Here is a 14309-nt window from a genome sequence, read left to right as displayed (position 1 = left end):
GTGTTGATCGGAGGTGACACGTGCGGCGCTCGGAGTTGCCCAGGCGAGAGGTGATCGGCCAACGGCAGGCGACAGCGGGTCGGGAACGGCTGCCCGCCGGCGGCCTGGAGTTGTTCGCGCTGCTCGCCCGGCTGTTGCGGCGACCCCGTCGCGGCGACCGCCGGCTCCCGCTGGTGTGGCTGGTCCGCTCCGACACCGCGGATCTGATGGTGCCGCTGCGCCGGTTCCTCGGCCAGGGCCCCCGGCGGCGGGTCCCGCACGCCGTGCTGGACGCCGACGCGCCGCCCGGCGCGGGGGACGTGCCGGCGCTGCTGCGCGAGCTGCACCGGCAGCTCTCCCTGGAGGCCTTCGGCGCCGCCCGGCTGCGCTTCCGGCACTATCCGCTCGCCGACTGGCTGATGCAGCAGAGCCTCAACCTGGGCATCGACGCCGACGACAGCCGCGCGGCCCTGGTCCGCCGGCTGCGCGACCGCAGGGGCCCGCGCACGCCGGAGGCGTTGCCGTCCGGCGGCGACGCGGTCAGCATCGTCTCCCAGGTGCTGCTCTGGCTGGTCCGTCGCGCCGTGCCGGGGGTGGTCTTCCGGGCTGCTGTCTCCGGTCGGGTGCCGGTGCTCGGGCGGCACTACAACTGGTTCATGCGCCAGCAGTACCTGGCGCCCCGGCAGTCGGTCACCTTCCTCGGCTTCGCCGAACGCCTCACCGCGGGCTGGCGCGACGGCGAGCAACCCGACCAGGTCAACAAGCTTCTGCTGCACGCGTTTCTGGAGGACCTGCGGCAGGCGTACCGGCGTCGGCCCTGGCGCCCGTCGGACTGGCGGCGCACCGCGTACCCGGCGCTGTTGATCGATCACGTCGCCCCCGGCAACGTCGGCGGGGAGCTGGTCCGCCTGCTCGGCGACGTCCGCACCGAGACCGGCCGCAACGACCCGCTGCTGATCGTCGCGTCCGGTGGGCAACCCCCACCGGACCTGCCGGAACCGCACCCGTTGACCGAGGCCGACGAGGCGTACGACGAGTGGGCCGGGGCGCTGCCGGAGATGCGACGGCTGCGCCGCCCGGCCACCTGGCTGGTGGCGCTGCGCCCCGACGAGACCGACGCCGGCCCACCGTCACGTGGCGGGCTGCGGCCCTTCTCCGCGCCCGACCCGCCGTGGTGGTCGCGGCGCTTCCTGCCGACGGCGCTGTGCCTGGTGCTGGTGGCGGTGCTCGGCCTCTGGGTGGCCAGCCGGTGGGGGCCGGGCTGTCACCCCTCGCTCACCGGAAAGGTCTCGGTCGAGGTGGTCGGTAGCGGCGAGTGTGTCGGCTACAGCGACAGCGCGGCCCAGGTGTTCAACAACGACCCCGGCCAGGACCGGCTGCGCACAGTTCAAGAGCGCATCTTCGCGCAGAACCGCGCCGCCGAGGAGGTCTGGCAGCGCAGCGACCGACGACGGCCCTTCCTCACCCTGGTCTACCTCGGCACCCTCACCGGCAACCGGACCCGCGCGGACGAGGAGTCGTACGTCTCCGAGCGCGAGGAGCTCGAAGGGATGGCCACCGCCCAGTACGCGTTGCTGAAGGAGTCGGCCGGCGCCGACGGCGCCGCGCTGCTGCGGATCGTGGTGGCAAACGGTGGCCGCCAGATGATCTACGCCGATCGCGCCGTGGCGATGCTGGCCGAGCTGGCCCGGGACGACCCCACTGTGCTCGGGGTGGTCGGGCTGGTGGAGAGCCGCACCAGCACCGCCCGCGCGCTGCGCGAGCTGAACCAGGTCGGGCTGCCGGTGCTGGCGCCCACCCTCTCCGCCGACAGGATGGACGCCAACTCCCGCCTCTACCTCCAGATCTCCGCACCGAACAAGGACCAGGTGAAGCTTGTCGACGCGTACGCCAAGCAGGTGCTGAAGGTCAACGACGCGCACGTCTTCTACACCACCCTGGAGGGCAGTTCGCTCACCGAGGACCTCTACGTGGGCACCCTCGTCGACGGGCTCCGACAACAGTTCGGCACCCGGATCACCCGCCTGGACGAGTGGCGCACCGGGCAGCGGCTGACCGACGAGTGCGGCTACACCGGGATGCTCTTCTACGCGGGTCGATGGACGGAGTTCGACGGTTTCCTGCGGGCGTTGCGCGAGTGCGGCGGCAACCCGCCCCGACACCTCGTCGCCGACGACTCGGCCAACAGGTACATGGCCAACCCGGGTCTGCGCGCCGCCGCGCCCGGGAACCTGCCCGTCACGTACGTCTCCAAGGCGGCCCTGGCCACCTGCGCGGCGCTGCGGGCCGCCCAGGACCGGCGCGACGACGACGCGCGGGCCAGCTTCCTGTCCTGGATCCAGGCCGACGACCTGCTCGACCCGCCGCGCTGCCGGCCGGGCTCCGAGGAACAGGTCGGCGAGCGCGTCAGCCTGGCCTACGACGCGTCGATGATGCTGGTCCGGGCGGTGGAGAGCCTCGCCGCCCGACTGCACCACGCCGACCCCCGGCAACGCTGGGAGCCGGAGTCGGTGAACCCGGTGGGCGTGCACGCGGAGGTGCTCCGGCAGAACGCCGGTCAGGGCTACCCGGGGGTGGCCGGGCTGATCCGGTTCACTCCCGACTCGGGGGAGCCGGTCGACAAGCGACTGGCGTTGATGCGGGTGGAGCAGGTGCCCGACGTGGCGACGGCACCGGTGGAGGTGTTCCGCTGCGGGGCGGGCGACGCGTCCGGCCCGGCGGCGTGCGGCCCGGCCTGACCGGTCCGGCGTGACACGTCCTCGCAGGACTGTCCGCGTGCCGCCGGTGTCCGTTAGGGTTCCTGGGACCAGGCGGCCGTGGCGTTGGGGGCAGAGGGTGGGCAGGCTCGCGTCGGCGTACGGGCAGGCGGTCAACTCCCACCGGGCGGCCCGGGCACATCTGGACACTGCGCGCAGCGTCCTGGGGGCGGCGCCGACCGCCGTCGCGCCGGTCGGCGCTGACGACCTGGTGACCCGCCTCGCCCGCCTCGGCGGTGCACTGGCAACCCCCGCCCCGGGCGTCACCTCGCTGACCGACGAGCCGGCCGCGGTGCGGATCGGCGAGGCGTCCACAGCGGACGGCACCTTTCCGGTGCTGGTCCCGCTCGGCGGCGGCCACCACCTCGCAGTGGACACCGACGCCCGCGACCCGCAGGTCGCCGGGTTGCTGCGGGCGCTGGTGCTGCGGCTCGTCGCCACCGCACCGGCCGGTCAGGTCCGCGTCGCCGGCATCGACACCGCCGCGCTCGGCGCCACCTTCGGCCCACTGCGACCCCTGCTCGACGCCGGGGTGCTCGACCCGCCGGCCACCGGCGAGGCCGAGGTTGCCGCGCTGCTGGACGCCGCCGAGCAGCACGCCCGCGCCGCGCAGCACTGTCAGCCCGCCGCCCGTCGCCTGCTGGTGGTGGTCGCCACCGCCGCGCCGCCGCCGCGCGAGCTGGCCCGGCTCGCCGCGCTCACCCACGCCGGCCCGGCCGCCGCCGTGTGCGTGCTGCTCGCCGGCCATCCGTCCCGGCTGCCCGGCGAGACCGCGCCGCCGCTGGGCGGCACCACAGCAGTTCGGCTCAACCAGGGGTACGCGCACGTCGGCGACCCGCCCGGCACCCCGTTCAGCGCGGACGGCAGCGGGCTCGCCGTACCCGTTCTGCTCGACGGCGACCCGCCGCCCGCCTCGGTACGCGCGCTCGCCGAGCACCTCGGCACCGCCACCCGTCGCGCCGACGCGTTGCCCTTCACCGACCTGCTGCCCGAAGGGCGTTGGGCCGAGTCCGCCGGCAACGGCCTGCGCACGGTGATCGGCCGGGCCGGCGGCACCGCGCTGACGCTCGCCTTCGACGACGCCACCCCACACTGGCTGGTCGGTGGGCGCACCGGCGCCGGCAAGACGGTCTTCCTGCTCGACGTCCTCTACGGGTTGGCCGCCCGGTACTCGCCGGCCGAGTTGCAGCTCTACCTTCTCGACTTCAAGGAGGGCGTGAGCTTCACCGAGTTCGTGCCCACCGGTCGGGACCCGTCCTGGCTGCCGCACGCCCGTGCCGTCGGCATCGAATCCGACCGCGAGTACGGTCTCGCCGTGCTGCGTGAGCTGCGCCGGGAGGCGCAGCGCCGGGCCACAGCACTCAAACGGCACGGCGTCACCAAACTCGCCGACCTGCCCCCTGGCAATTCGCTGCCGCGCATCGTGACGGTCATCGACGAGTTCCACGTGCTGCTCGCCGGCAACGACCCGCTGGCCCGCGAGTCGGTCGACCTGCTGGAGGAGTTGGCCCGCAAGGGCCGCTCGTACGGCATCCACCTGGTGCTCGCCAGCCAGAGCATGACCGGCATCGAAGCCCTCTACGGGCGGGCCGAGGCGATCTTCGGGCAGTTCGCGTTGCGGGTGGCGCTGCCCGGCGGTGGTGGAGTGCTCGACCAGCTCAACGACGCCGCCGCGGCCCTACCGGTCGGCTCCGCGGTGGTCAACACCGCCGCCGGCGCGGTCGGCGCCGACACGGTGCTGCGCTTCCCCGACGCGCACGCCGCCACGGCGGACCTCGCCGCGTTACGCCACGACCTGTGGCAGGCCCGCCCGCCGGGCTCGCGGCCCCCAGCGGTCTTCAAGGGGTACGAAGCCGCACGGATCGAGGACGACACCACGTTCGCCGGGTTGCGCCCCGGTGGTCGACGCCCGATGGCCCTGGTCGGCCGAACCGTCGACGTGCACGGCACCACGGCACTGTTCCTGATGGACACCACCCCCGGCCGGCACCTCGCCGTGGTGGGCACCGCACCGACCGGCGCGGACGTGCTGCGTGCCGCGACGCTCAGCCTGGCCCGCCAGCACACCCCCGGCGACGCCCGCTTCCAGTTGGCCTGCCTGGTCACCGCCACCGCCCCGGTCGCCGACGACACCGAAACGCTGCTGCGGGCCGCCGGCCACCCGGTGCAGCGCCTCGACGCCGCCGGGCTGCGCGACCGGATCGCCGCGCTGGCCGCCGAGCCCACCGGCCGCGAATACCTTGTGGTGTTCGGCATGGACGCCGCCGCGCCAGTCCTCGGGGCCACCGACCCCGCCACGTTCCGCTCCGGCCTTGACGACCTGCGTACCGTCCTGCGTCAGGGCCCCGGCCAGGGGGTGCACCTGCTCGGCTGGTGGCGGGGGCTGCGCCGGCTCGCCGACGACCTCGGCGGCACCCAGAACCGCGACGACGTCGCCTGCCTGGTCGCGCTCAACGTGCCCGGCGCCGAGCTGGCCCTGCACCTCGGAGCGCACGACCTGGCCTACACGCCCCGCCCCGACCGGGCGCTGCTGATCGACCGGCACGACCAGCGCACCCGGCTGATCGTTCCGTTCGTCGGCGACGGGCACGACCCGGACGGGGAGCGGTGACAGTGTCCTTCGAGGAGTACGCGGCGCTGGCCCGACAACTCTCCGCCCAGCACCGCGCCGGGGAACAGCACGCCGCCGCCGAATCCGCGCGCCGCCGCGACCTGCACGCCGCCGTCGACTACCTTCAGCAGCGGCTGACCGCCCAGGGCCAGCGCCTCGACCAGCTCGGCCGCGCCATCGGCATCGACCAACCACCCCCTGCCCCTGCCCCGGGGGCGCAGGGTGAGACCGCCGCCTGGCCCAGCCCGCCATCCGGCGCCGGAGTGCCCACCGCTCCCAGCTCCGGCCCGCCCTTCGCTGCCGGCGCTCCCACCGCACCCGGAACCGGGGACGGGGAAGTCGCCGGCGCAGCCGGCGCGCCGGGGCGGGCGGGGGTCGGGGCGTACCCCCAGTTGGCGGCGGAGGAGGCGCGGCTGGCGCTGCCGACGGCGGGGAGCCCGGCGGGCGGTGGGGTGCCCGCGCAGCGCGCGGCGGCGGCCGACCCGGCGGTGGAGTTGGAGCTGGCCCGGCGGATGGCCGACGAGGCCGACCAGCACGGGCAGCAGACGGAGTTGTTGGCCCAGCGGCCGGCGCTGCTGCCGACGTGGTCGCCGCTGGCGCGGGCGGTCGCCGTCTACGCCGGGTGCGGCGCGGCGGCCGGGGTGCTCGTGCTGATCCTGGTGCTCGCCTCCGGGGTCGGTCTGGTGGACGGGTTCACCCTCGGCGCGTGGATCTGCGCGGGGTTGCCGGCGGTGGCGTTCTTCGGCGGCTACCTGGTGCTGGGCCGGTGGGGGCGGCCCGCGATGGTCGCCGGCACCCCGCCGCGATATCTGCCGCTCGGTTTCCTGATCTGTTTCCTGGTGGTGCCGATGGCCTACTGCGCGTACCTGCTGATGGTCCGTGGCCTGCGCTGATGACTGATCTGGCATCCGGTCTGCGCTTCGCCGCGCAGCCGGTCGTCAGTGTGTTCGCGCCGGGCAGGCCACCTGGGCACAGGATGCCGCCATCCATTGTGTCCGCCTCGGTGCCGTAGTCTCGCGCCCCGAGCGCTATCGGTGCGCAATCCGCTTGCCGGGGCTCCGGATGGTCACACCTCGGCGTCTCCTGAGCGGTAGGTCGAAAGGTTGGTCAGGGAATTGCAGGGACACACGTCCACCCAGGTTGAGCCGATGCCGGCGGGGGTCGGGATCGCCGTTTCGCCGCCGGTCAACGCCGAAGCGGCGACGCCTCGCTCCGAACAGGAGTCAGGCCCGTCGGTCGTCACGGCATCACAGCAGGCCGGCCCGGGCGCGGTGGTCGCCGGCTTCGGGCTGATCGCCGTCGGCGCGGTAGGGGGTTGGCTGATCTGGCGCAGCGGCGCCTCCGCGGCGAAGATCCAGCCCGAGGACACCACAGGTGTCTTCCTCACCCTGTTGGTCTTCGCCGCAGCGGTCGAGCGGATCCTGGAACCGTTCTCGCGGTGGCTGCCCGGACGAGCCGCCGAGGCCGCGCTCTCCCGGACGGTGGCCGACGTGACCAGCCGGGCCGACGGCCCCACCGAGGCCGACCGCGAGGCGATCGCCGTGGCCACCGCCAAGGTCGCGCGGGCGAGGGCGAACCGCACCATCGTCGCGTGGGGCCTCGCCAGCGGCCTGGCCACAGTGGCGTCCAGCGCCGGCGGGTTCTACGTTCTGCACGCGGTCGCCGGTGCCGACTGGAACGGAGTGGCAGTCTGGGTCGACGCCGTGGTGACGGGTGTGATGGTCGGCAGCGGCACCAAGCCGCTGCACGACCTGATCAGCCGGGCGCAGAGCGGCCCGCCGTCGGCGTAGCGCGCTGCCTGGCCGTCCGGGCCCGCCGGAGGGCATGATCCACTCGGTTTCACAGAAGTCGGGGTATCCGTGCCATCGGGATACCCCGACCTCTCGGGCGCCACACGGACTCGGTCGGGGCAGAGTTGCGCGCGTGGAGAGACCACTGCCCACGAGGCGACGCGGGAGCGGGCGGCCGGTCGCGCTGGGTGCGCGGATCTCGTACGCTCCCATGTGGTCTCCGCCGGCGCGGTGGTGGAGGCGATGGTCGATCACGGGGAGGTGCGCGTGAGCGCAGCACAGATCATCGCGAGGTTGGCGGCGGCGTCGCAGAAGCTGGACGAGGCGAAGGCCAAGACCGCAGCGGCAGCACAGGACGCGGCCGAGGCGCGGGCACTCGTCGCCGGTGCGCTGGAAGGCGTGGCCGCCGGTCCGCTGATCAGCATGATCGACTCCTACCGTCAGGCGCTCGCGCAGGCGTCCCAGGGTGGTGACCCCGCGAAGCAGCACGTACAGGAGACGATCGCCAAGGTCCGAGCGCTCGGCAACTGACCACGGGTGGTGACAGAGCAACCCACCAACCACCGGTGCGACGTGCGATTCCGCTCGTCACAGACGTCCTGGTCGCACGGCTCGAATCCGCCGCTGATCGGCGCTACACCCCCGTGCCGGACAGAGGTGTTTAATCCATGGTGGTTTCGCGTTCGATGACGACGACCGGGATCTCGCGGTCGGTCTCCTTCGCGTAGCGGGCGTACGTCGGGAAGACCTTCGTCATCACCGGCCACAGCCGGACGCGCTCGTCGCCGGTCGCGGTCCGGGCCCGACCGACGATCCGCTCCGCGCCGACCTGGATCTCCACCGCCGGGTCGGCGCTCAGGTTCAGGTACCAGGCGGGGTGCCTGGCCGCGCCGCCGTTGGACGCCACCAGCAGATAGTTGTCGCCGTCGCGCCCGTACATCAGGGCCGTGCGGCGCAGCGTGCCCGATCGGCGTCCGCGGGTGGTGAGCAGCAGCGAGGGTACGCCGTGGAAGGTGCCCCCGTCCGCGCCGTCGGTCTTCACGTAGCGCCGGATGTGGCTGGCGACCCAGCCGACCGGGCTGTCCTCGACCGTCTCGTGCTGCTCGTGTGTGGTCACGCCATCGCCTCCATCGTCGAGCCCGGACGGTCGAACGGGGTGTCGATCATACGCGGGGCTCATGCGGTGGCCGGCGCTCAAGAGGGTGCCGGCGGTTGTGGTCGAACGTGATGCCTGTGAGTCATCGTGATGACTCACAGGCATCAGGCTCTCCAGGGACATGGCCTCCCGGGGCCGCAGGCTCTCCCGGGGCCGCAGGGACCGAGCCGGCGGGGGAGACTCAGCCGCGCGAGCGCGGGAGGCAGCACTTCTTGTACTTGGCGCCGGAGCCGCACCAGCAGGTGTCGTTGCGGCCGGGCGGCCAGGCGGTCACGCCGGCCTCGTCCAGGCTGTCGGCGTACTCGTCGAGGGTTTCCTCGCTGGTGGGGTCGCTGTCGGTGCGTTCGGCGAAGGCCCCCAGGTCGGCGACCGTGCCGACGACCACGCCCAGGTCCGCGCCGCCCATCCCGGAGGCGTCGACGAGGGCGCGTTCGATCTGGGCGCGGTGCTCGTCCCAGGTGGCGGGGTAGCTGTCGACCAGGGTGGGCCAGCGCAGCAGCAGCGCGGTGAACTCCGCCTGCGGCCAGAACAGCAGCGTCGCCGGGCCGTCGTCGAGGGCGTCGAGCGCGTGGGTGCTCGCGGCGCGCAGCCGGTCGGCGAGGTTGTCGTACTCGTCGTGGGGTAGACCCTGTTCTTCGCGCAGGTCGTGGCGTCGCTGGGCCAGGCCGTAGATCATGGCGGCGGCCTCGTCCTGGGCGTCCTCGGATTCGTGCTGTTGAGTGCGGGTCCGTTCCAGGATGGCGTCCAGTGCCCCGGTGAGCCATTCCAACGCCGTGTCGCCGTGGCCGGACTCGGCCAGCTCGTCGATCAGGTACGTGGCCGCGGGATCGGTCTCCAGCAGCGGACGCAGGGCGGTCAGCTCGGCCATGCCCTCGTCCGAGCGGTCGAGGCGCAGCAGCAGACCGCCGCGCACCGCTCGGGCGTACGCGTTGTCGTCCGGCTGTTCGGCGATGGCGCGGGTGGCCAGGGCGAGCGCGTCGGCCAGGTCACCGGCCTGTTCCAGGATGTCCGCGGCGACCAGCAGGGCGTACCCGGTGTCGTCGGGGTCCGCTACCCGACCCTCGTCGACGGCACCTACCAGTTCGGCGACGAGCGCGGCCGGGTCGGGGCTCTCGAAGCCGAGGGCGCCGATCTCTTCGATGCGGTCGGCGGTGAGCAACTCGGACATGGGCGCATCCTGAAAGACGACTGTCGGTGGGTGGGGGAGCGGCCAGCGTACTCCTGGACGTGGAGCAGCCCGGGCGGCGAACCGCCCGGGCTGCGACACGTTTCCTCAGCGGGTCGCCGGCATGGTGGCGAACTCGCCGGCTAGCTCCGACTCGACGATCGTCGCGGCGGACGGCCGGCGACCGGCCGACGGCCGCCGGGCGGACGGGACGGCGAGGGCCGCGAGCGCGGCTGCCAGGGCGATCGCCGTGAGGACGAGAAACCCCATCGTGAAGCCGGCCTCCCTGGGCAGGCCGTTGGCCTGCGGGTTGGCGGTGATCACGCCGCTGACCACTGCGGCGCCGATCGCGCCGCCGATGGTGCGGATGTTGGCGTTCATGCCGGTCGCCACGCCGGTCTGGCTGGCGGGCACGCTGGCGACGATCAGGTTGGCCATCGAGGCGAAGGCCAGGCCGATGCCGAGGCCGACCAGGCCACCGGCGATGGCGACCTCCCAGCGGGTGTCGTGTGCGGTGGCGAGCATCGCGGAGGCGGCCACGTTGAAGGTGGCACCGGTGGCGAGTTGCGCCTTGGCGCTGAAGACGGCCTGTAGTCGCCCGGCGATGACGCCGGCGACGAACATCGCACTGACCATCGGGAGCATGAGCAGACCAGCCTGGCTGATGCTCGCCCCGAAGCCGTAACCGGCGGCGGTCGGGGTCTGCAGGAACTGCGGGAGGAACGCGTACATGGAGAACATCGACGCGCCGTAGAGCAGGGCGACCAGGTTGGTGGTCCACACGCCGGGCAGGCGCATCATCCGCATGTCGATCAGCGGGTTGCTGGAGCGCAGCTCGGTGACCAGCCAGCCGACCAGCAGGACCACGGCCAGCGCCAGTAGACCGAGCACCCGGGTGGAGGTCCAGCCCCAGGTGGCGCCCTGGCTGATCGGCAGCAGCAACGCGACCAGCCAGCCGGAGAGCAGCACTGTGGCGCGCCAGTCGATGCGACCGGGGGTGCGGACCGGCGACTCGGGCACGAACAGGTGCGCGGCCACCGCGGTCAGCCCGACCACGATCATCGGGATCCAGAACAGCCAGCGGTAGTCCAGCGTGCTGACGATCGGGCCGGCCAGCACGATGCCCAGGCCGCCGCCGACGGCGACGATGGCCGAGATGGCGGCCACCGCGGTGGAGACCCGCGCGGCCGGGAACTCGTCGCGGATGATGCCGAACGACAGCGGGAAGACCGCTCCGCCGATGCCCTGTACGACCCGGGCGAGGATGAGGATGCCGATGTTCGGCGCGATGGCGGCGAGCAGGCAGCCTAGGGCGAGGGCGGCGAGCGAGACGACGAGCATCCGCTCCTTGCCGATCATGTCGCCCACGCGTCCGAGGATCGGCGTGAAGATCGACGCGCTGAGCAGGTAGGCGGTCAGGACCCAGGTCACTGTGTTCTGGGAGGTGTGCAGGTCCTGCTGGATGGTCGGCAGCACGGGGGTGATCAGCGACTGGAGCATCGCGAAGAACCCGGCGCCGGCCGCGAGCACGGTGAAGGTGAGCCGACGCGAGCTGCGTCGGGAGGTCACTGCCACGAGAGGAAACTCCCTGATTACGTACGGGAATGAAGGCATGTCGTCCGTCGTCGGACGGGGTGGTCTGTCGGGGTCCGGGCGATCGGGGTGGCCAGGCGGCGATCGGGCGGGTCCCGAGGTAGAGTAACCGGAGGCAGGCCTCCGGGATTCCGGAGGGGTGCCTCCGCTAAGCTAGCGGAGGGCATCCTCCGGATGCAAATAGAGTGAGGTGACGCACGTCATGACCAGCGCGGGGCAGGCGCCCGAGGTCTTCGCCCAGCGGCCCAAGCGGGCCGACGCGCGGCGTAACTACGACGCCCTGATCGCGGCGGCACGCGAGGCGTTCGCCGAGAACGGCGCCGCCGCCTCCCTGGAGGACGTGGCCCGCCGGGCCGGCGTGGGCATCGGCACGCTCTACCGCAACTTCCCGACCCGTCGGCACCTGTTCGAGGCCGTCTACGTCGAGGAGGTCCGGGCGCTGTGCCACTCCGCCGAGGGCCTGGCCGAGCTGCCGCCCTGGGACGCGCTCGTCGCCTGGCTGCACCGCTTCGTCGCGTACGTCGCCACCAAGCGGGCGCTCGCCGAGCAACTGCTGCACGACTCCGAGATCTTCACCAGCTGCCGGGCGGAGATCTTCTCCGCCGGTGAGCCGCTGATGCGTCGCGCACAGGACGCCGGTGTGGTCCGTGGCGACATCGGCTTCGACGACGTGGTGCGGCTGATCAGTGGTCTCACCATGGCCCAGTTCCCGTCACCCGAGCAGCGTGACCGGGTGCTCGGCGTGGCACTGGACGGCCTGCGCCCACCAGCCGCGCCGCGCTGACGGCCCAGCCGGCCGCGCCGCGCTGACGACCGTCCGACCGGTCAGCGGTCGACCAGCAGCAGCCACTCGTCGTCGAGGCGTTCCACTGTCGTGTCCGCCGGCCAGCGGTGGCCGGGATCGGCCACCGCCCGGGCCTGCTCGACCTGCGGCGGCCGGCTGAACTGCGTGTCGCGGAAGCTGGCCATGCTGTGGAACCGGGCCCGGCCGAAGTTCGCCGCGTCGAGAAAACGGGCCCTGTCGAACAGCGCCTCCGCGCCGAACACCGTCCAGCGGAACAGCGCCATGTTCGTGAAGCGGACGGCGTGGAAGCTGGCCGACCGGCCGAACTCGGTGTGCTCCATCGACAGGGCGCCGTCGAAGACGGCCTCGCGGAACGAGGTGACGTCCTCGAAGCGGGTGGCGTCGAAGCTGGTCGGCTGGCCGAAGGTCACCCGGCGAAACGAGGTCGGGCCGGTGAAGCTGGCTCGCCGACAGGACAGACCGCCGGGAAAGGCGGCGCCGTCGACGTTGGCCGCGCCGCCGACGCGGACGCCGTCGAGGATGACCTCGCCGTCGGCCACGAGCCCGTCGAAGACCACGTCACCGAAGGCCGCCGCACCGAACAGCAGCCGCCCCCGCGACGTCGCGCCCGCGAAGGTGGTCGAACCGGTGAACACCGCCGCGGTGAAGTTCGCGTCGACGAGCGTGCAGTCGGCGGCGTCGAAGTCGATGAGCGTGGCGCCGGCCAGGTCGAGCGTCAGCTCCGGCCAGTGGGCCGCGTCGTCAGCGTGCAGGTGCCGGGTGAGCACGCGCTGCGCGCTGCGCCGGACCTCCGTCTCGCGCGGCTCGCCGTCGGGCGCCGGCATCCGCAGGTACGCGCAGAGCACCGCAGCGATCGTCGGGCGCTGCCCCGGGTTGTCCTGGCCGAGGCGCTCCAGCGCGTGCAGACCGCCGAGGCGTACCGCAGCGCTGTCGTTGCCGAGCAGCTCGACCGCCCGGGTGTAGAGCTCGGTCAGTCGACGCTCCGCCGCGTCGTGCTCGGCGGCCCCGGACTGCCGCTCCTGGTGGCGCTGCGCGGCCTCGGCCACCGCCTCGGCGTGTGCCTGTACCCGGTCCCGGTGCACCTGGTCCCGTGTGGCGACGTTCTCCTGGTGCCGCTGCGCGCGTTCGGCGATCCACTGGCGGCGGGCGGCCAGCAGCAGCGCGAGCCCTCCGCCGGTGCCGGCGACGACGGTCAGGCCGGTGCGGATCGCGTCGATGCGCAGCGTGGCGCGGGTGTCCGGTTGGCTGGCCCGGTCGGCCTCGGTGAGCAGCAGGTCCAGCACCAGCCAGCCCAGGGCGACGGCGACCAGCAGGCCGACCAGGACCAGCCACCACGGCATCACCCGCAGCTCGCGCTCGGTGGGTTCGTCGACAGCCACGGCCACAGCATGCCAGGCAGCGTCGGTGTCCGATATGGAGCGTGGCGGTATGACCGTTTACGCCTCCGTCGGAACAACGGGTTACCGGCGCGTAACAAGTCATTGACGTTTCTGAATTGTTGCGGGGATGATCGTCGCACGGTCGACCGGACACCCCCACCCACCTGCCCGGTTCGCCGGGCGCCTCCCCCCGGAGGTGCAGCGATGCTGCTCCGAAAGACCGCCCTCGTCCTGGCCCTCGCCACCGCCGCGCTGCTCGCGTCCACCGCCACGGCGAACGCCGCCCCCGCCCCGGCCACCGCCGCCCCCACGACACCCTTCGCCGCCGCCGCGGCCAACCCCGTCATCGTGGTCGGCGGGCTCAGTGGCGTCGCCGTCGCGTACGAGCCGATCGCCGCCCGCCTGCGCGCCGACGGCTACCGCGCCTTCATCTACCAACTGCCCGGGCTGGGCCTCGGCGACATCCCCACCTCGGCCCGCGCGTTCGCCAGCTACGTCAACCAGGTCCGCGCCAGCACCGGCGCGGCGAGCGTGGACGTCGTCGCCCACTCCGAAGGGGGTCTGGTGAGCCGGTACTACCTCAAGCGGCTCGGCGGCACCGCCACCATCGGCCGCTACGTCAGCCTGGGCACACCGCAGTACGGCACGTACGTCGCCAACATCGTGGCGTTCCTGGGTCTGGGCAGCTGCGCCGGCGTGGTGGCCTGCCAACAGATGAGCATCGGCTCGGCGTTCCTCGCCGACCTCAACGACGGCGACGACACGCCGGGCGCGGTGCGCTACACCACCATCCGCACAGTGCAGGACGAGTTGGTCCGGCCGACCGGGAACGCCGCCGTCAACGACGGTGCGACGAACGTGCTGATCCAGGCGTACTGCCCACTGCGGGTGGTGGGGCACCTCGGTCTTGTGCTCGACGGCACGGCGTACACCATCGTGCGTGGCGCCCTGGTCGACGGCCCGGTGCGACCCAACTGCCTCGCGCTCTGACCCGCTGCGCTGCGGCGGTCCCGGAGGGGACCGCCGCACCGGGCCCGCGACGGTGAGTGTCGGGTGCGCGACGATTCCCCCGAAC

At 73.1% G+C, this 14309-nt stretch carries 11 protein-coding genes; 7 read left to right on the top strand and 4 right to left on the bottom strand.

The genetic code is table 11. The features are described from left to right. Positions 1–20 precede the first annotated feature (20 nt). From AB0B98_RS13790 to AB0B98_RS13770, 5 genes are all read left to right on the top strand, one after another. Positions 21–2717, top strand: a complete 2697-nt coding sequence (locus AB0B98_RS13790; RefSeq protein WP_357362820.1) for a hypothetical protein — start codon at positions 21–23, stop codon at positions 2715–2717. A gap of 97 nt (positions 2718–2814) precedes the next feature. Then, complete coding sequence (locus tag AB0B98_RS13785) at positions 2815–5346, top strand: FtsK/SpoIIIE domain-containing protein (RefSeq protein WP_357362818.1); 2532 nt, start codon at positions 2815–2817, stop codon at positions 5344–5346. 2 nt (positions 5347–5348) lie between these two features. After that, entirely contained in the window at positions 5349–6239 is an 891-nt protein-coding gene (locus AB0B98_RS13780; RefSeq protein WP_357362816.1) for a hypothetical protein, read from the top strand. Positions 6240–6494: 255 nt separating this feature from the next. After that, positions 6495–7136 carry a hypothetical protein gene (locus tag AB0B98_RS13775; RefSeq protein WP_357362814.1) on the top strand — a complete coding sequence of 214 codons (642 nt, stop codon included), beginning with the start codon at positions 6495–6497 and terminating at the stop codon, positions 7134–7136. A gap of 267 nt (positions 7137–7403) precedes the next feature. Then, entirely contained in the window at positions 7404–7667 is a 264-nt protein-coding gene (locus AB0B98_RS13770; protein WP_357362812.1) for a DUF6244 family protein, read from the top strand. A 130-nt stretch (positions 7668–7797) separates the two neighbouring features. On the opposite strand, the gene AB0B98_RS13765 is transcribed toward AB0B98_RS13770, so the two are convergent. From AB0B98_RS13765 to AB0B98_RS13755, 3 genes are all read right to left on the bottom strand, one after another. Beyond that, a complete protein-coding gene (locus AB0B98_RS13765) occupies positions 7798–8253 on the bottom strand; it encodes a nitroreductase family deazaflavin-dependent oxidoreductase (RefSeq protein WP_357362810.1) in 456 nt (151 codons plus the stop codon). A 220-nt stretch (positions 8254–8473) separates the two neighbouring features. After that, positions 8474–9460, bottom strand: coding sequence for an SEC-C metal-binding domain-containing protein (locus AB0B98_RS13760; protein WP_357362808.1), 987 nt, complete (start codon positions 9458–9460; stop codon positions 8474–8476). A gap of 105 nt (positions 9461–9565) precedes the next feature. After that, entirely contained in the window at positions 9566–11032 is a 1467-nt protein-coding gene (locus tag AB0B98_RS13755) for an MFS transporter (RefSeq protein ID WP_238667331.1), read from the bottom strand. Positions 11033–11252: 220 nt separating this feature from the next. Here AB0B98_RS13755 and AB0B98_RS13750 point away from each other — a divergent pair, with 220 nt between their 5' ends. Next, positions 11253–11834, top strand: coding sequence for a helix-turn-helix domain-containing protein (locus tag AB0B98_RS13750; RefSeq protein ID WP_357277697.1), 582 nt, complete (start codon positions 11253–11255; stop codon positions 11832–11834). 41 nt (positions 11835–11875) lie between these two features. Here AB0B98_RS13750 and AB0B98_RS13745 read toward each other — a convergent pair whose 3' ends face one another. Then, positions 11876–13234, bottom strand: a complete 1359-nt coding sequence (locus AB0B98_RS13745) for a pentapeptide repeat-containing protein (RefSeq protein ID WP_357362805.1) — start codon at positions 13232–13234, stop codon at positions 11876–11878. Positions 13235–13438: 204 nt separating this feature from the next. On the opposite strand from AB0B98_RS13745, the gene AB0B98_RS13740 reads away from it, so the two are divergent. Continuing rightward, positions 13439–14224, top strand: a complete 786-nt coding sequence (locus AB0B98_RS13740; RefSeq protein WP_357362804.1) for an alpha/beta fold hydrolase — start codon at positions 13439–13441, stop codon at positions 14222–14224. Positions 14225–14309: the final 85 nt, after the last annotated feature.

Source organism: Micromonospora sp. NPDC048947, from assembly GCF_040649495.1.
Lineage (GTDB): Bacteria > Actinomycetota > Actinomycetes > Mycobacteriales > Micromonosporaceae > Micromonospora > Micromonospora alfalfae.
The sequence above is the reverse complement of the archived record's forward strand: the minus strand, read 5'-3'. Positions and strand labels throughout refer to the sequence as shown.